Below are 17,117 nucleotides of genomic sequence, written 5' to 3'. Positions count from 1 at the left end.
TATTATGATAAGCTTATTTTATTACATCTATTGGAGGAATCTATGGAAAACCATAATTATGAAAATGAAGGTCAGTTTCAACGGAAGATGACCTCACGCCACCTCTTTATGCTCTCGCTAGGTGGTGTTATTGGTACCGGTCTATTCTTGAGTTCAGGCTATACGATTGCTCAAGCAGGCCCTCTTGGTGCGATACTATCTTATCTTGTGGGGGCTATCGTTGTTTACTTAGTCATGCTTTCATTAGGTGAGCTAGCTGTTGCTATGCCAGTAACGGGATCCTTTCACACCTATGCCACTAAATTTATCAGTCCGGGAACCGGCTTTACGGTAGCTTGGCTTTATTGGATTTGTTGGACGGTAGCCTTGGGAACAGAATTTCTGGGTGCGGCCATGTTGATGCAACGTTGGTTTCCATCAGTTCCGGCTTGGATGTTTGCGGCATTCTTTGCCTTGGTGATTTTTGGAATTAATGCTCTGAGCGTAAGGTCTTTTGCGGAAGCGGAATCTTTCTTCTCTTCTATAAAGGTTATTGCTATCTTGGTTTTTATCATCCTAGGTCTGGGGGCTATGTTTGGTTTGGTCAGCTTTGATGGTCATCGTGAAGCTATTATGTTCAAACATTTGACGGCTAATGGTCTCTTTCCAAATGGTGGTCTTGCCATTGTATCAGTCATGTTGGCGGTTAACTACGCCTTTTCGGGAACAGAGTTAATCGGTATCGCAGCTGGTGAGACAGATAATCCTAAAGAGGCTGTTCCACGTGCTATTAAAACGACAATTGGACGCTTGGTTATCTTCTTTGTCTTGACCATTGTGGTATTGGCTTCGCTTCTTCCCATGAAAGAAGCAGGGGTATCTTCAGCACCTTTCGTTGATGTCTTTGATAAGATGGGAATTCCATTTGCGGCGGACATCATGAACTTTGTTATCTTGACAGCTATCCTTTCTGCTGGAAATTCAGGACTTTATGCGTCAAGCCGTATGCTGTGGTCTTTGGCCAATGAGGGAATGCTCAATAAAAAGCTAGTGAAAATTAATAAGCATGGTGTTCCAATGACAGCTCTTTTGATTTCTATGGCAGGAGCAGTTTTATCGCTCTTTTCTAGTATCTATGCAGCAGATACAGTTTATCTAGCTTTGGTATCAATTGCTGGTTTTGCAGTTGTTGTTGTCTGGCTCTCTATTCCTATGGCACAAATCAACTTCCGTAAACAGTGGAATTTAGAGCATTCTGATGATGAGTTAGATTACAAGACACCGTTTAATCCAATCCTACCTTATATTACAATCATTCTGTTGGCTATCTCTGTTCTTGGTATTGCTTGGGATAGTTCGCAGCGTGCGGGACTCTACTTTGGTATTCCTTTCATGATTTTCTGCTACCTCTATCACTACCTTCGCTTTAAAAAACGGTAAGGAGGCCTTGTATGGCAATATTTAAAGACTATTTAGAGAATAAATCTCCCCTCATTCTTCATGGGGCTCTGGGAACAGAGATGGAGAGCTTGGGTTATGATATTTCTGGCAAACTCTGGTCAGCCAAGTACCTACTTGAAAAGCCAGAAGTTATTCAAAAAATCCACGAAACCTATGTAGCTGCTGGGGCTGATTTGATTACCACATCGTCTTATCAGGCAACCTTGCCAGGCTTGATAGACGCTGGACTCACTAAAGAAGAAGCAGAGCAGATTATTGCCTTGACAGTTCAGTTGGCAAAGGATGCACGCGATAAGGTCTGGGCAACTTTGGATGACAGTGAGAAGGCTAATCGTCCTTATCCATTGATCTCTGGTGATGTCGGTCCTTACGCAGCTTATTTGGCTAATGGTTCTGAGTATAGTGGTGATTATGGTCAAATTACTATCGAGGAGCTTAAGGAGTTTCATCGGCCTAGGATTCAAATTCTCCTAGATCAAGGTGTTGACTTGCTAGCTTTGGAAACTATTCCAAATCGTCTGGAAGCACAAGCCTTGATTGAACTCCTGGCTGAAGAATTTCCAGAAGCAGAAGCTTATCTCAGTTTTACAGTCCAAGAATCAGGCACTATCAGTGATGGGACTTCTTTAGATGAGATTGCCAAGCTTGTTTCCCAGTCAGATCAAATCTTGGCCCTAGGAATCAACTGTAGTTCGCCTCTTCTTTATGATCAGGCTCTTGCTATTCTTAAAAATGCTGGAAAAGCCCTCATTACTTACCCAAACTCAGGTGAGGTTTATGATGGCAGTACGCAGACTTGGAAACCTAAGGATAAGGATGCTCTAACCTTAGTTGAACATAGTAAAGATTGGCATGCTCAGTTTGGAGTTAAGATTTTAGGTGGCTGCTGCCGCACACGTCCAAATGACATTAAAGCCTTATATAAAGAGTTTAGAACCTAGTCAAATTTCTAATTATTTGTTATAATAGGAGACTGTAAGGCTATGAGCTCTACACATTATTAGTAGAAAATGAAGCCAGCGTTAAGCTGGTTTTTAAAATGAAGAGGAAAATATGACCTACGAACAAGAATTTCTAAAAGACTTCGAAGCCTGGGTTGTTACCCAAGTTAAAGTAAACGAAACGGCCTTGGCCGCTAGCAAGAAAATCTGGGAAGAAGACGGCGATGAACGTGCACGTGATGCAAGTTACCGCTATGAAGCTAAATTGGATGCTTACAATTTCCTAATTGGTAAGTTTGCCAACTATCGTGCTGGCAAAGGTTTCCATGATATGCCAGATGGCTTGTTCGGGGAACGTCACTATTAATAAAGGATGAAAAAGAAAATGGCGATACTACTTTATAGAAAGGTATCGTCTATCAAAATAGGAGAAAACTAAACATGGCTAAAGTAAAAAATAAAAAGAAAGCTTTTAAACACCGTTTGAAAAAACAAGGACTTTTCAATAATGTTAAAGCCCCTGTTCCACCCGTTGCGCCTGTTCCACCAGTAGCACCACAATCTGTTGCTGAAACTAAGACAGTTGCAAAGGAAGAAGTAGCAGACAAAGATCTTAGTCTTGAAGCCTTTGCAGAACTTCCAGAGGTTGAAGGCCTTCGTTCAAACCTTGTAGAAACTCTTTATAATGAAGGTTTGACTTCAGTAGAGGCTTTTGCTACTGTGACTGAAGAAGAAGTTCTTGCCCTCAAGGGTGTTGGACCTGCGACAGTTAAAAAATTGAAAGAAAATGGTGTCAGCTTTAAAGCTTAAGCCTAAAAAAGATCCGAGGTGTAGACTTCGGATCTTTATTCTTTGACTTGGAAAGCATTGTTTGATTAGGAGAACAAGAAAACCACTAGCTTTTTGCTAGTGGTTGATAGATCTGTATTATTTATTTGGATTTTGTTTGGTTAAATTAAGTCCAAAAGGTACCAAGTTTTCTTGATGCCTACGGATTCGCCCCATATTTTCAGTGTGGCGGAAGATGATAAGCAAAGCCATGATGGTAAGAACCCCAGTGAAAATAAGGTCGTAGCCATCTAGTAAGAAATGGATGGCTGGAAACACAGCTAAGGTAATAAGTCCAACAATTGCTGCAGTGACACTTGAAAATGAAATCATGCTGGTTAGATAGAGTGTTAGGACAAAGACCAAGAGTAGGAATACACAGTAGAGTGGGGCAAAGCCAAGAAGCACCCCTGCACTTGTCGCTACAGCCTTCCCGCCTTTAAATCCAGCAAAGATTGGAAAAACATGTCCGATAATAGCAAAGAAACCAATGATTAGAGGTGAAACCTCTGTAACACCAAGCCAGATAGGTAGAAGAACAGCCAAGGTACCCTTGAACATATCAACTAAAAATGTGATGGTACCAGCAGTCTTACCTAGAACACGAAAGGTATTGGTTGTTCCAGTATTTCCAGAGCCATGCTCACGAAGATTGGTATGGAAGAATAGTTTCCCAATCCAGAGGCCGGTCTGAATGGAACCTAACAAGTAGGCGATTAGGATTAACAATAAGATTTTCATGAGATAATTATAGCATACAGCCTAGTAATTGACAAAGTCAGTCAGCATTAAGATATCCTTTGAGCTTTCTTGATTTCCTTTGCAAATTCTTCTGAAAACTTATAAAATAATAAGGATGAAAATTTTGGAGGTCACTCTTGGCTAAAAAAGAAATAAATGTAAATAATTATAATGATGATGCCATTCAGGTACTAGAAGGGTTGGATGCGGTTCGCAAGCGCCCAGGAATGTACATTGGCTCAACGGATGGAACAGGACTTCACCACCTAGTTTGGGAGATTGTCGACAATGCGGTCGATGAAGCTCTTTCTGGTTTTGGTGATGTCATCGCTGTCACCCTAAATAAGGATGGTTCCGTTTCTGTTTCTGACTCTGGACGTGGGATGCCGACAGGTATGCATGCCATGGGTAAACCAACAGTTGAAGTTATTTTCACTGTTCTCCACGCTGGTGGTAAATTTGGACAGGGTGGTTATAAGACTTCTGGAGGTCTTCACGGTGTGGGTTCCTCAGTTGTTAATGCGCTGTCTAGTTGGCTTGAGGTAGAAATTACCCGTGACGGTAGTGTTTATCGCCAACGTTTTGAAAATGGTGGTCACCCTGTAACAGGGCTTGAAAAGATTGGTAAAGCGCCTAAGTCTAAGACAGGTACAAAAGTTACCTTTATGCCTGATGCGAGCATCTTTTCAACAACTGACTTTAAATTTAACACTATCTCAGAGCGTCTCAAAGAATCAGCCTTTCTTCTTAAGAATGTCACTATGACATTGACTGACTTGCGTGGCGAAGAAGAAGTTCGTGAAGAATTCCACTATGAAAATGGGGTTCAAGACTTTGTGTCTTACTTGAATGAGGACAAGGAAACGCTGACACCAGTCATCTATATTGATGGAGACCAGCAGGAATTTCACCTAGAAGTAGCCCTTCAGTACAATGACGGTTACTCTGATAATATCCTTTCCTTTGTCAATAATGTCCGTACTAAGGATGGCGGTACTCACGAGACAGGCTTTAAATCAGCTATTACCAAGGCCTTTAACGATTATGCCCGTAAGACAGGCCTTCTCAAAGAAAAAGATAAAAATCTTGAAGGCTCAGATTACCGTGAGGGATTGTCAGCAGTTATCTCGCTCTTGGTTCCTGAAGAACACCTTCAGTTTGAAGGACAAACCAAGGACAAACTTGGATCTCCTTTAGCTCGTCCTATTGTTGATGGTATCGTTTCAGAGCACTTGACTTATTTCCTTATGGAAAATGGAGATTTGGCTTCTAACTTGGTGCGTAAGGCTATCAAGGCCCGTGATGCCCGTGAAGCTGCCAGAAAAGCTCGTGATGCCAGTCGAAATGGCAAGAAAAATAAAAAAGACAAGGGGCTCTTGTCAGGAAAATTGACGCCAGCCCAGTCTAAAAATGCTAAGAAAAATGAGCTTTATCTGGTCGAAGGGGATTCTGCCGGCGGTTCAGCCAAACAAGGCCGTGATCGTAAATTCCAGGCCATTCTTCCTCTTCGAGGGAAGGTCCTCAACACTGAGAAAGCCAAAATGGCAGACATTCTCAAAAATGAAGAAATCAATACCATGATTTACACTATTGGTGCAGGTGTTGGAGCTGATTTTAACCTTGACGATATCAACTACGACAAGATTATCATCATGACCGATGCCGATACCGATGGGGCTCACATCCAGACCTTGTTGCTCACTTTCTTCTATCGTTATATGCGTCCACTGGTTGAAGCAGGACATGTTTATATCGCTTTGCCTCCTCTTTACAAGATGTCTAAAGGGAAAGGCAAGAAAGAAGTTGTCGAATACGCTTGGACAGATGGGGAACTTGAGGAACTTCGTCAAAAATTTGGTCGTGGAGCTATTCTCCAACGTTACAAGGGGCTTGGTGAGATGAATGCTGACCAGCTTTGGGAAACAACTATGGATCCAGAGACCAGAACGCTTATCCGAGTAACTATTGACGACCTAGCGCGTGCCGAACGTCGTGTCTCAGTTCTTATGGGAGATAAGGCTGCACCACGCCGTCAATGGATTGAAGATAACGTTAAATTTACGCTTGAGGAAAGTGGCGCATTTTAGGTTGCAGACCAGAAGGGAAAGTAATAAGATAGAGTCAGGGAGAGCGCTTACTATCAATAGCTACTAGGGTTTATAAAAATTAAGTTAATTATTTTTTACATAGTTTATTAACTATTTGCAGAGTCATTGACTAGAAATCAATGGAGGTAGATAAATGGATTTTAATGTTATCGATTACCTAGCTTACCATGCAGATGTAGCTGTTCCGGCTATTATTCTTATGGTTATTGTTTCTACCATATACTTAATTTTTTATGGCATACGACCTATAAAAACACGCTTTTTGATCCTTTTTCTCCTATCTATAGTTTCCCTCATAATCTTCGTGGTGGATAATCCTCTCTATTCTTATTTTGGTAGTCCATACTCAGGTTTATTATTTGTTTTTTACTATATGTTGGTCTTTTCAGTGTTTTATGTACCATTCTCGCTAATAGCTTTTATAAAAAGTCTTCTACATTTAATACGCTTTCAAACCAAATATTCAATTTTACTAGTTATTAATAGTTTCTTTGCTACATTACTGGCTTTCCTCAACCTGCTCTTTTTACAAGGGTCTTTGGGATTTCTCCCTGCTTCATCTATGTACCTTATTTTTCTTCTCCTAGCGATAATTGGTATTGTTCAAACTATAATAGGAGGAAAGGAAAATGAAAAAAATAAAGACTATATTGCTAAGTCAGGAAAAGACAGTATGAGGTAAACCTATGTTATCTAAGGTATTAAGTTTTTTACTTTACTATCCTCAAGTAGTCCTTCCTGTTTGTGGGGGAGCAATAGCTTATTTAAGCGTTTATAAAAAGAGGCCACTAAAAACACGCTTTTTAACCCTGCCTATACTAGTAGTGATAACCTTCCTTCTATCTTTGATAGACAACCCCTTCTCACAGAGGACCTACACGGGGTTGTTATTGGCTTTCTACTATGTCTATGTTTTTACTCCTTTAAGTGTTGTTTGTAGTATCACATCTCTTTTAAAAAGTATCTATCATTATAAGCTATTCCGTATGCCATTAGCTCTAGTTCTCGTGATCAATGGCTCCATAATGACCGGTCTAACAATTTTAAACCTTATTTTATTCTTTGGGGAACTTTCTACTTCATTGACACTATCTTGTGTATCTTTCATTTTAATTGCGATAAGCACAGTGGTTCAATTTGTGATTGGTGAAATAGAAACTAGGAAGGTGAAAACCATTCTTCTACAGTTACAAAGTCAAGGAACAACATTGTAATTAGAGGTGTTGCAGTGAGGTAGGGGAGCTACTATTTGTCTTTTATATTATTTCAAATCATTACTTAAACTAAAAAATAAAGAGAAATCTTATGTCTAATATTCAAAATATGTCCCTTGAGGACATCATGGGGGAGCGTTTTGGACGCTACTCCAAATACATTATTCAGGAGCGTGCGCTTCCTGACATTCGTGACGGTTTGAAACCCGTTCAACGTCGTATTCTTTATTCCATGAATAAGGATGGCAATACCCATGACAAGGGCTATCGTAAATCTGCCAAATCGGTGGGTAACATTATGGGTAATTTTCACCCACATGGCGATAGTTCCATTTATGATGCCATGGTGCGTATGTCTCAGGACTGGAAGAATCGTGAAATCTTAGTTGAAATGCATGGTAACAACGGTTCTATGGATGGTGATCCACCAGCGGCTATGCGTTATACAGAGGCGCGCTTGTCAGAGATTGCTGGCTACCTTCTTCAAGATATTGATAAAAACACCGTTCCTTGGGCTTGGAACTTTGATGATACAGAGAAGGAACCAACCGTTTTACCTGCAGCCTTTCCAAACCTCTTGGTTAATGGTGCTACAGGGATTTCTGCTGGTTATGCCACAGATATTCCACCGCATAATCTGTCAGAGGTCATCGATGCCGTTGTCTACATGATTGATCACCCATCTGCTAAACTGGATAAATTGATGGAATTCTTGCCTGGTCCAGATTTCCCAACAGGGGCTATTATTCAGGGCAAGGATGAGATTCGTAAGGCCTACGAAACTGGTAAGGGCCGCGTCGTTGTGCGCTCACGTACTGAAATTGAACAACTCAAAGGTGGCAAGGAACAAATCATCGTTACTGAAATTCCTTACGATGTTAATAAGGCAGTTCTTGTTAAAAAAATTGATGATGTTCGAGTCAATAACAAGGTTCCAGGTATTGCAGAAGTTCGTGACGAGTCTGACCGTACTGGTTTGCGAATTGCTATTGAACTTAAGAAGGATGCTGACAGTCAAACCATTCTTAACTACCTTTTGAAATATACGGATCTTCAGGTCAACTACAATTTCAACATGGTGGCTATCGACAATTTCACCCCACGTCAAGTGGGCTTGCAAAAGATTTTATCTAGCTACATTGCCCACCGTCGTGATATTATCGTTGCTCGTTCAAAATTTGACAAGGAAAAAGCTGAAAAACGTCTTCATATTGTCGAAGGTTTGATCCGTGTTATTTCTATTTTGGATGAGGTTATCGCTCTTATCCGAGCTTCTGAAAATAAGGCTGATGCTAAGGAAAATCTTAAGGTCAGCTATGATTTTTCAGAAGAACAAGCCGAAGCTATCGTGACCTTGCAACTTTATCGTTTGACCAATACGGATATCGTCACTCTCCAAAATGAGGAAGCTGATTTACGTGAGCAGATTGCGACCTTGGCTGCCATCATTGGAGACGAGCGTACCATGTTTAATGTCATGAAACGTGAACTCCGTGACATTAAGAAGAAATTTGGTAATGACCGTCGTTCAGAGCTGCAAGCGGAAACCAAGACTATTGAAATTGATACCGCAAGTTTGATTGTTGAGGAAGAAACCTATGTCAGCATCACTCGTGGTGGCTATGTCAAACGTACTAGCCCACGTTCTTTCAATGCTTCAACGATTGATGAAGTCGGAAAACGTGATGATGATGATTTGATTCTGGTTCAGCAGGCTAAGACGACACAGCATCTCTTGATGTTCACTAACCAGGCCAATGTGATTTATCGTCCAATCCATGAGTTGCCAGATATTCGTTGGAAGGATTTGGGAGAGCATTTATCACAAACCATCACTAATTTATCTAAGGATGAAGAAGTGCTTTACGCCGAAATCCTGGATGATTTTGAAGCTGGTACTTACCTAGCAGCTACCAAGCTGGGTCAGATTAAACGTTTCGAACGCAAGGAATTTACGCCATGGCGTACCTACAAGTCTAAGTCGGTTAAATACGCTAAACTCAAGGATGATAGTGATTTTATTGTCACAGTCACTCCAATTCAATTGGATGATATCATGATTATCACTCAAAGAGGTTATGCCCTTTGCTTTAACGCGGACGAAGTGCCAGTAGTTGGGGCCAAGGCAGCAGGTGTTAAGGCAATCAATCTTAAGGATGATGATAGCGTTCAGGCTGTTTTTGTGGCAAATACTCAAAGTTTCTACCTTTTAACACAAAGAGCCAGTCTCAAACGTGTGGCTACAGCTGATATCCCGCAGGCTAAGCGAGCTGGTCGAGGTCTCCAAGTTCTTCGTGAGCTTAAGACGAAACCACATCGCGTCTTTACGGCTGGTCCAGTCTTTACAGAAAATTCTGGTGGTGAGATAGATCTTCTAGCAACACCAGTAGAGGAGGCTCCTCAGACCTTGCTTGTGACAGCCACGACAGGTGAAACTGCAGAGGTTGATTTGTCCCTTCTAAATCTTTCAGATCGTACTAGCAATGGAAGTTTTATTGAAGGGTTGGCAGACAAAGAAGTCTTTTCTGCTAAAATTATTGAAAAATAATGATAAGAAAGCTTTGTTCTCTTACTAGAGAGCAGAGTTTTTTTCTTTAAGAGACTAAAGAACTGTTTTAAAAAGAATTGTCAGAATTTTGCAACACAACCTTGAAATTTTCAATGAAAAGGACTATACTAGGAAGCACATAGTAACAGAAAAGAGGACATACACATGACAGTTGATTTAGACTGGGAAAATCTAGGATTTAATTACCGTAAACTTCCATTCCGTTATATCTCATATTTCAAAGACGGTAAATGGGACGAGGGGCAATTGACTGAGGATGCAACTTTGCATATTTCAGAAGCATCTCCAGCCCTTCACTATGGTCAAGAAGCTTTCGAAGGACTCAAGGCTTACCGTACTAAAGATGGCTCTATTCAATTGTTCCGTCCAGATGAAAATGCCAAACGTTTGCAACGTACTGCTGATCGTCTTTTGATGCCACAAGTTTCTGTCGACAAATTTGTAGATGCATGTAAACAAGTTGTGCGTGCCAATGAAGAATACGTTCCACCATATGGTACAGGTGCTACACTTTATCTCCGTCCACTTTTGATTGGGGTTGGTGATATTATTGGTGTGCATCCAGCAGATGAGTATATCTTTACTATTTTTGCTATGCCAGTAGGTAACTACTTCAAGGGTGGTTTGGCTCCAACAAACTTCCTTATTCAAGATGATTATGACCGTGCTGCGCCACATGGTACAGGTGCTGCTAAGGTTGGTGGTAACTACGCAGCAAGTATGTTGCCAGGTAAGATTGCACATGACCGTAACTTCTCTGATGTTATCTACCTTGATCCAGCAACTCACACTAAGATTGAAGAAGTGGGTTCTGCAAACTTCTTTGGTATCACAGCTGATAACGAATTTATTACACCACTCAGCCCATCTATCTTGCCATCTATCACCAAGTTCTCATTGCTTCACTTGGCTGAAAATCGCTTCGGTATGAAAGCTATCCAAGGTGATGTTAAGATTTCTGAATTGGATAAATTTGTTGAAGCAGGTGCCTGCGGTACAGCTGCTGTTATCTCACCAATTGGTGGGGTACAACATGGTGATGACTTCCATGTCTTTTACTCAGAAACAGAAGTAGGTCCTGTAACACGTAAACTTTATGATGAGTTGACAGGTATCCAATTTGGTGATGTTGAAGCACCAGAAGGCTGGATTGTCAAAGTTGACTAATTCTTAATAGTAATTGATTATTTTAAGGCTTGCTCTTGCAAGCTTTTTTCTTTTTCGGTAGAATTAAGGAGATACATTAAGAAAGGATGGCTCGAGCCAAGTATCGGGTATAAATCTATGAGTAAAAAAGATAAAAAAATTGAAATCCAAATTAATGATGCCAAAGTAGTCGTCAACAAGGCAACCATCGAAGGTTTTGAACTTCTTGTTGGCAAGAAAGTGATTGGACAAATTGTGGAAATTGATAGTAAGTTTGCCGTTGTTGATAAGGAAAATGTTGCAGGTTTCCACAAAAAAATGGATGATGCAGTAGCTGCCATTATTGAATCGTACAATCTTAATCATTAAAATCCAAAGTAAAGGCTTGCTTTGGTCAAGAAACTGTGATATACTATTTCTTGTTCTTAAGGAGAGATAGCGAAGAGGCTAAACGCGGCGGACTGTAAATCCGCTCCTTCGGGTTCGGGGGTTCGAATCCCTCTCTCTCCATGTCTAAGAAACTGAATCGGGATAGTCGATGTCAAGTACTTAGATGTTTTTTTATAGCATTTTGCTATTGGGGTATAGCCAAGCGGTAAGGCAAGGGACTTTGACTCCCTCATGCGTTGGTTCGAATCCAGCTACCCCAGTAAAAGGTATCGGGTGCATTGGCACCGTCTATGTTAACCATTGTCTTTGCGGGTACCTTTAAAAATATATTGTTATCAAGGGTCAGAATTGGCTGGCTCTTGTTGGAGGATCTTTTTAGAATGAACGAATTTGAAGAATTGCTAAACAGTGTTAGCGAAGTTAACACAGGTGACGTTGTAACAGCTGAAGTTATCTCAGTAGATAATGATCAAGCAAATGTTGTTATCGAAGGAACTGGTATCGAAGGTGTTTTGACACGTCGTGAATTGACAAACGACCGTGACGCAAACGTTGCAGACCTTGTTAAAGTTGGTGAAACACTTGAAGTGCTTGTTCTTCGTCAAGTTGTTGGTAAAGATACTGATACTGTAACTTACCTTGTATCTAAAAAACGCTTGGAAGCTCGCAAAGCTTGGGATAAACTTGTTGGTCGTGAAGAAGAAGTTGTTACTGTTAAAGGAACACGCGCTGTTAAAGGCGGACTTTCAGTTGAATTTGAAGGTCTTCGTGGATTTATTCCAGCTTCAATGATCGATACTCGTTTTGTTCGTAACACTGAACAATTTGTAGGTCAAGAATTTGACGCTAAAATTAAAGAAGTTGATCCAGCTGAAAACCGTTTCATCCTTTCACGTCGTGAAGTTGTTGAAGCTGAAGCTGCAGAAGCTCGTAAAGAAGTCTTCTCTAAACTTGAAGTTGGTTCAATCGTAACTGGTAAAGTTGCTCGTTTGACAAGCTTCGGTGCTTTCATCGACCTTGGTGGTGTTGACGGACTTGTTCACGTGACTGAATTGTCTCACGAACGTAACGTTTCACCTAAATCAGTTGTATCTGTAGGTGATGAAGTTGAAGTAAAAGTTCTTGCTATCGACGAAGAAGCAGGACGTGTATCACTTTCACTTAAAGCAACAACACCTGGACCATGGGATGGCGTTGAACAAAAACTTGCTGCTGGTGATGTTATCGAAGGTAAAGTTAAACGCTTGACTGACTTCGGTGCTTTCGTTGAAGTATTGCCAGGTATCGATGGACTTGTTCACATCTCTCAAATTTCACACAAACGTGTTGAAAATCCAAAAGATGTTCTTTCAGTAGGTCAAGACGTTACTGTTAAAGTTCTTGAAGTAAACGCTGATGCAGAACGTGTATCACTTTCTATCAAAGCTCTTGAAGAACGTCCAGCTAACGCTGAAGGCGAAAACAACGAAAAACGTCAATCACGTCCACGTCGTCCAAAACGTCAAGAAAAACGTGACTACGAACTTCCAGAAACTCAATCTGGATTCTCAATGGCGGATCTTTTCGGAGATATCGAATTGTAAGATAAAAAAGAGGCATGGAAACATGTCTTTTTTTCTATTTTAGAGTATGCTATAATAGTATACTGTTAGCACCCTTAGTGTAATGGATATCACGTAAGATTCCGGTTCTTGAGATAGGGGTTCGATTCCCTTAGGGTGCAAAAAGAAAAACGTTGAATGATTTGTTCGCTCAACGTTTTTTTCTTGCTAAGTTTTAGTGAAATTATTATGTAAAATCTTTTAGTGTTGAAAGGAAAAAGGCAAACATACAGATGGATGGTTACTAGCTTATCCTAAAATCAAAGTTGACTACTGTATTAGCGTCTCTATAGTGGATTTATTGGGGGGAGACAGTTTGGCTAATCTTTTGCAATTTATTAAAGAATTTGATATAATACTCAGTATCTCATATTGGGGTCGTTACGGATTCGACAGGCATTATGAGGCATATTCTGCGACTCGTGTGGCGACGTAAACGCTCAGTTAAATATAACTGCAAAAAATACTAATTCTTACGCTGTAGCAGCCTAAACACCTGCTCGCGTGACTTCTAGCAGATTGCTTATGTTTGTTTAGAGGTTTTATTGATTTATAAGCTACGTTTGACCATTGCCTAGCTGGTTGAAAAGAGATTTATAGGCTCGCAGATAGAAGGCTTGAGTTATGTGTCGTCTATCTGTTAAATGAAAGACATAACCTATGGTTGTAGACGAATATGTTGGCAGGTGTTTGGACGTGGGTTCGACTCCCACCGGCTCCATAAATACTTGAGGCGTCAGCCTTTTATTTGTGTATATAGGAATTTATTATGAAAAAACTTTTGTCTTTGACCGTTTTAGGTCTCTCACTTTTTACTCTAGCTGCTTGTGGAAAATCTTCGTCTAAAACTGAGTCGAAGGGATCTCTGGATAATGAGGCTTCAAAGATTTTAACTGTTAAGCATGGGAATGTTCGCCAGAACTTTGATAAAATCACCATGGCAAATGCTTCTCAAGAATTCTCAGGAGGCTCAAATCTTGATAGCTTGAAGGGCTGGTTTGGTGAACCCTCATCAACTGGTCAAGAGCAAGCAGGAGATGCTAAGCTTGATGTTTATAATTGGCAGTATGACAATGTTGTGGTTACAGCGAAACTCTTTAACAATAGCACTGTCGTTAAGTCAATTTCAAACTTTTCTTACGTCCGTGATCCCAAAATCACACTGAAGATGTATGAAAACCTCAAAAATGGAACTAGCTATGATGATGCTGTCAAGACGCTTGGCACACCGGATGTTTATTCAATCGCTGTCTCTTCAGATGCAACAATGACACAGGCTCTTTGGTCATCAAACCTTGTCGCTAAGAAGGGTGAAACAGGTAGCCTTACCCTTAACTTTAAAAATGGTGCCTTGGAAAACAAGTCACAAGCAAATTTGATTAACAAGTAATCACAGTAAAAAATGCCTTTCTAAATCAATGAAGGCATTTTTTTGTTATAATAAAAGGAGTGATTAAAATTGTGGAGATGTAATGACCAAAAAAAGACTATTTTTTATAGGGATAGCAGGTTTAATACTGGTGTTCTTATGGCCTCTTTTAAATAACTTCATCCCCTTAATCAAGGAATGGATCAACGCTAAGCATGATCAAGCCTTTTTAAGAGAAGTTTTTAAGCAGGCTAATTTCCAAAATGCACTTATCCTTATTAGTCTTATGATTCTGTCATCAGCTATTCCTGGAGTTTCAAGTTCTATTTTTTGTATTTTTGTTGGGCTACTCTATGGCCCTTTGCTTGCGATTCCGATGAATATTATTGGTAATACTTTTGGAAATTTGACTAGTTTTGAAATTCTTAGAAGACTTGAAAAGCCAGAGAAGTCCAAACGTATGGAGAAATTCCTAAACTATATTGAAAACTTTAAGCATCGTTTTATTGGGATTTCTTTAGCCTTCTCTATTCCTTTTATACCATCAGCTCTGGTCAATTATGCTTGTGTTCAGATGAATTTACCCACAAGGACGAGGATTTTGGCAACCCTTATTGGAGTGACGCCAGTCTCGATTGTTTATGCAGTTAGTGGAGATTTGTTGTTTAATATCCGTCCGATTCGAATACCATTAGTGGTAGTACTTGCCATCTTGCTCTTTATCTCACTCGTCATTTACTTTATTTATTTTAGGAAGGAAAAAAATGAGCTTCATTCAAGTAACTAAAGAAGAATTTAACACACATGCGTTTGTCCATAGTCTTGGTTCATTGTAAAAAGAGATTAGAAATTAAGGAGGTAAGTTGATGAAACTTGCATTATTAGGGACAGGAATGATTGTGACAGAGGTTCTTCCTGTGTTAACAACTATTGAGGGCATCGAGCTTGAAGCTATCTTATCGACACCACGATCGCTCGATAAGGCAGAAGCCCTAGCTAAACAATATGGCTTATCTCAGGCGACTAGTGATTATGAGTTAATTTTGTCTAATCCAGAAGTTGATACGATTTATGTCGGAACGCCCAATCATACCCACTATGACTATGCTAAGAAAGCACTTTTGGCCGGAAAGTATGTTATCTGTGAGAAACCCTTCACCCTTCATTTAGAAGAGTTTGAAGAGCTAGCTAAGCTTGCTCAAGAAAAAAAGCTTCTCTTGATGGAGGCTATTACCAATCAATATCTGGCTAATTTTACAGCGATTAAGGAAGCCTTGTCTGATATTGGGGATATTAAGATTGTGAATATCAATTATTCCCAATATTCATCACGTTACGATGCCTTCAAACATGGGGAAATTGCTCCTGTCTTCAACTCTGAAATGGGTGGGGGAGCACTTAGAGATCTTAATATCTATAATATTCACCTTCTTGTTGGCCTTTTTGGTAAGCCTAATCGTGTGGAATATCTACCTAATGTGGAGCGAGGAGTGGATACGTCAGGAATTCTAGTTTTGGACTATGGTAACTTTAAGGCTGTTGCCATTGGAGCTAAAGACTGTAGTGCGGAGATTCGTTCAACTATTCAAGGGGATAAGGGAGCTATTACTATTTTTGGTGCAACCAACACTCTTCCTGAAATTGGAGTCACTCTTAATGGTCAGAAAGAGAGAGTTGTCAATCTTAATAGTCCACAACATCGTATGCATGATGAATTTGTGGCTTTTGAAAAGATGGTGGCGACCAAGGATTTTGACAGTGTTGCCAAGCAGTTGGAACATAGTCGTCAGGTTATGGAAGTTCTGGATCAAGCTTCGAAAGCTTTGTAACATACAAAAAAACAAGCAGTGGTATTAGCCATTGCTTGTTTTGTCTTATACAGTTGTTGGGAATGAGATCTCAATCAATTTGTCAGTGTGTACTGTTCTAAGTTTGTCCATCAAAACGATATCTTTGTCGATTTTTCGTTTGAGGAAGAATTCACGGATAACTTCTAATTCATTGTCTTTAACAGCACGGTGTTTATTTGAAATCAAGAGTTCATAATGCTTAGGTGCTTGTGTAAAGACAACATCAGTATTCCCAGCAGAGTAGGTCTCTACGAGAAAGGCATCCGTGTTGTCAAGTTGGTTTTGAACAAGTTCTTGGTGTGTACGGGTCGTATTAATGAGTTTCATAGTTTCCTCCTAGGATTTGCCAGTTGTTGTGTTAGTTTCTTTCCATTGTTCGATTCCCCATTTATGACTGCCACGTTTAAGTTTAGCAATGGCTTCGTCAATTGGAAACCAGGCCAGGTTATTGAAATCTTCGAGAGGTTTGCCAATTTTTGAAAAATCTACAACTTCATAAATATAGGCTGGATTGTAATAGTAAGTGTCACGGTGGCTTGAATAGAAGTATTCATCAGCCTGGCCATAGTACTGGCCTAAAGTGGCTGTAAACCCAAGTTCTTCAATTAACTCGCGTTCTAATGCGCTATAGTGATCCTCGCCTGCTTCGATCTCTCCACCTGGGAGAAACCAAGCTCCGTTAGGAGCCTGGACTAAAATAATCTTTGTCTTTTCTTGGTTAGGAATCACAGCATAAACACCGTAACGTGTTTGATAATGAGCTCCCTCAACCTTGTCACCAAATGTTGGATTCATGAGTTGCTCCTTACGTTTATTTGCCTATATTATACTAAAATTTTGCTCATTTTCCTATTGATTTAGGCAGAATTAGGGATAAATTTGAAAATAGGAAATGAAAAGATAAAGAAACCAAGCCATTG

At 40.1% G+C, this 17,117-nt stretch carries 17 protein-coding genes, 3 tRNA genes and 1 other RNA gene; 18 read left to right on the top strand and 3 right to left on the bottom strand.

From position 1 onward, the window contains the following. Positions 1-42 precede the first annotated feature (42 nt). From H7T93_RS01650 to H7T93_RS01635, 4 genes are all read left to right on the top strand, one after another. Positions 43-1,419: an amino acid permease gene (locus tag H7T93_RS01650; RefSeq protein ID WP_129852107.1), complete on the top strand. Its 1,377-nt coding sequence runs from the start codon at positions 43-45 to the stop codon at positions 1,417-1,419. 11 nt (positions 1,420-1,430) lie between these two features. Next, positions 1,431-2,381, top strand: coding sequence for a homocysteine S-methyltransferase (mmuM, locus tag H7T93_RS01645; protein WP_129852106.1), 951 nt, complete (start codon positions 1,431-1,433; stop codon positions 2,379-2,381). Between the two features lie 112 nt (positions 2,382-2,493). Further along, positions 2,494-2,748 (top strand): DUF1912 family protein, encoded by a 255-nt coding sequence (locus H7T93_RS01640; RefSeq protein WP_002886199.1) that lies wholly within the window; start codon positions 2,494-2,496, stop codon positions 2,746-2,748. A gap of 74 nt (positions 2,749-2,822) precedes the next feature. Continuing rightward, positions 2,823-3,191 (top strand): helix-hairpin-helix domain-containing protein, encoded by a 369-nt coding sequence (locus H7T93_RS01635; RefSeq protein ID WP_129852105.1) that lies wholly within the window; start codon positions 2,823-2,825, stop codon positions 3,189-3,191. A 117-nt stretch (positions 3,192-3,308) separates the two neighbouring features. On the opposite strand, the gene plsY is transcribed toward H7T93_RS01635, so the two are convergent. Next, positions 3,309-3,950, bottom strand: coding sequence for a glycerol-3-phosphate 1-O-acyltransferase PlsY (gene plsY / locus H7T93_RS01630; RefSeq protein WP_107372746.1), 642 nt, complete (start codon positions 3,948-3,950; stop codon positions 3,309-3,311). Positions 3,951-4,087: 137 nt separating this feature from the next. On the opposite strand from plsY, the gene parE reads away from it, so the two are divergent. The 14 genes from parE to H7T93_RS01560 all read left to right on the top strand — a co-directional run bounded on the left by parE (position 4,088) and on the right by H7T93_RS01560 (position 16,176). Beyond that, positions 4,088-6,037 carry a DNA topoisomerase IV subunit B gene (gene parE, locus H7T93_RS01625; protein WP_060972432.1) on the top strand — a complete coding sequence of 650 codons (1,950 nt, stop codon included), beginning with the start codon at positions 4,088-4,090 and terminating at the stop codon, positions 6,035-6,037. Positions 6,038-6,191: 154 nt separating this feature from the next. Then, positions 6,192-6,740: a hypothetical protein gene (locus H7T93_RS01620; RefSeq protein ID WP_175057466.1), complete on the top strand. Its 549-nt coding sequence runs from the start codon at positions 6,192-6,194 to the stop codon at positions 6,738-6,740. Positions 6,741-6,744: 4 nt separating this feature from the next. Then, on the top strand, positions 6,745-7,272 hold the full coding sequence (locus H7T93_RS01615; RefSeq protein WP_175057467.1) for a hypothetical protein: 528 nt from the start codon (positions 6,745-6,747) through the stop codon (positions 7,270-7,272). Positions 7,273-7,363: 91 nt separating this feature from the next. Beyond that, positions 7,364-9,820: a DNA topoisomerase IV subunit A gene (gene parC / locus H7T93_RS01610; RefSeq protein ID WP_110980883.1), complete on the top strand. Its 2,457-nt coding sequence runs from the start codon at positions 7,364-7,366 to the stop codon at positions 9,818-9,820. A gap of 159 nt (positions 9,821-9,979) precedes the next feature. Further along, complete coding sequence (locus H7T93_RS01605) at positions 9,980-11,008, top strand: branched-chain amino acid aminotransferase (RefSeq protein ID WP_256263069.1); 1,029 nt, start codon at positions 9,980-9,982, stop codon at positions 11,006-11,008. Between the two features lie 117 nt (positions 11,009-11,125). Next, positions 11,126-11,356, top strand: a complete 231-nt coding sequence (locus H7T93_RS01600) for a DUF2969 domain-containing protein (protein WP_060775851.1) — start codon at positions 11,126-11,128, stop codon at positions 11,354-11,356. Positions 11,357-11,416: 60 nt separating this feature from the next. Next, a tRNA-Tyr gene (locus H7T93_RS01595) sits at positions 11,417-11,497 on the top strand. A gap of 68 nt (positions 11,498-11,565) precedes the next feature. Then, a tRNA-Gln gene (locus H7T93_RS01590) sits at positions 11,566-11,637 on the top strand. Positions 11,638-11,757: 120 nt separating this feature from the next. Beyond that, positions 11,758-12,960, top strand: a complete 1,203-nt coding sequence (rpsA, locus tag H7T93_RS01585) for a 30S ribosomal protein S1 (RefSeq protein WP_003094841.1) — start codon at positions 11,758-11,760, stop codon at positions 12,958-12,960. A gap of 68 nt (positions 12,961-13,028) precedes the next feature. Then, positions 13,029-13,100, top strand: a tRNA-Arg gene (locus H7T93_RS01580). 252 nt (positions 13,101-13,352) lie between these two features. Then, positions 13,353-13,702, top strand: a transfer-messenger RNA (tmRNA) gene (gene ssrA, locus H7T93_RS01575). Between the two features lie 45 nt (positions 13,703-13,747). Then, a complete protein-coding gene (locus tag H7T93_RS01570; protein WP_048675996.1) occupies positions 13,748-14,368 on the top strand; it encodes a DUF3862 domain-containing protein in 621 nt (206 codons plus the stop codon). Positions 14,369-14,450: 82 nt separating this feature from the next. Next, positions 14,451-15,134 carry a TVP38/TMEM64 family protein gene (locus tag H7T93_RS01565; protein WP_175057468.1) on the top strand — a complete coding sequence of 228 codons (684 nt, stop codon included), beginning with the start codon at positions 14,451-14,453 and terminating at the stop codon, positions 15,132-15,134. A 79-nt stretch (positions 15,135-15,213) separates the two neighbouring features. Further along, on the top strand, positions 15,214-16,176 hold the full coding sequence (locus tag H7T93_RS01560) for a Gfo/Idh/MocA family protein (protein ID WP_175057469.1): 963 nt from the start codon (positions 15,214-15,216) through the stop codon (positions 16,174-16,176). Positions 16,177-16,221: 45 nt separating this feature from the next. Here the strand turns inward: H7T93_RS01560 and H7T93_RS01555 are convergent, their stop codons facing one another. Together H7T93_RS01555 and H7T93_RS01550 are read right to left on the bottom strand one after the other, a co-directional pair. Further along, a complete protein-coding gene (locus H7T93_RS01555; protein WP_002885967.1) occupies positions 16,222-16,524 on the bottom strand; it encodes a DUF1827 family protein in 303 nt (100 codons plus the stop codon). A 9-nt stretch (positions 16,525-16,533) separates the two neighbouring features. Further along, positions 16,534-16,992, bottom strand: coding sequence for an NUDIX hydrolase (locus H7T93_RS01550; RefSeq protein ID WP_002885978.1), 459 nt, complete (start codon positions 16,990-16,992; stop codon positions 16,534-16,536). Positions 16,993-17,117: the final 125 nt, after the last annotated feature.

The organism is Streptococcus sp. 9.1 (assembly GCF_016648815.1).
Classification (GTDB): domain Bacteria; phylum Bacillota; class Bacilli; order Lactobacillales; family Streptococcaceae; genus Streptococcus; species Streptococcus salivarius_E.
This window is presented reverse-complemented; position numbering and strand designations above follow the sequence as displayed.

Coding starts and splice junctions, on each gene's coding strand:
- H7T93_RS01650 (WP_129852107.1), top strand. CDS start 43: ATGGAAAACCATAATTATGAAAATGAAGGTCAGTTTCAACGGAAGATG.
- mmuM (WP_129852106.1), top strand. CDS start 1,431: ATGGCAATATTTAAAGACTATTTAGAGAATAAATCTCCCCTCATTCTT.
- H7T93_RS01640 (WP_002886199.1), top strand. CDS start 2,494: ATGACCTACGAACAAGAATTTCTAAAAGACTTCGAAGCCTGGGTTGTT.
- H7T93_RS01635 (WP_129852105.1), top strand. CDS start 2,823: ATGGCTAAAGTAAAAAATAAAAAGAAAGCTTTTAAACACCGTTTGAAA.
- plsY (WP_107372746.1), bottom strand. CDS start 3,950: ATGAAAATCTTATTGTTAATCCTAATCGCCTACTTGTTAGGTTCCATT.
- H7T93_RS01620 (WP_175057466.1), top strand. CDS start 6,192: ATGGATTTTAATGTTATCGATTACCTAGCTTACCATGCAGATGTAGCT.
- H7T93_RS01615 (WP_175057467.1), top strand. CDS start 6,745: ATGTTATCTAAGGTATTAAGTTTTTTACTTTACTATCCTCAAGTAGTC.
- parC (WP_110980883.1), top strand. CDS start 7,364: ATGTCTAATATTCAAAATATGTCCCTTGAGGACATCATGGGGGAGCGT.
- H7T93_RS01600 (WP_060775851.1), top strand. CDS start 11,126: ATGAGTAAAAAAGATAAAAAAATTGAAATCCAAATTAATGATGCCAAA.
- rpsA (WP_003094841.1), top strand. CDS start 11,758: ATGAACGAATTTGAAGAATTGCTAAACAGTGTTAGCGAAGTTAACACA.
- H7T93_RS01570 (WP_048675996.1), top strand. CDS start 13,748: ATGAAAAAACTTTTGTCTTTGACCGTTTTAGGTCTCTCACTTTTTACT.
- H7T93_RS01565 (WP_175057468.1), top strand. CDS start 14,451: ATGACCAAAAAAAGACTATTTTTTATAGGGATAGCAGGTTTAATACTG.
- H7T93_RS01560 (WP_175057469.1), top strand. CDS start 15,214: ATGAAACTTGCATTATTAGGGACAGGAATGATTGTGACAGAGGTTCTT.
- H7T93_RS01555 (WP_002885967.1), bottom strand. CDS start 16,524: ATGAAACTCATTAATACGACCCGTACACACCAAGAACTTGTTCAAAAC.
- H7T93_RS01550 (WP_002885978.1), bottom strand. CDS start 16,992: ATGAATCCAACATTTGGTGACAAGGTTGAGGGAGCTCATTATCAAACA.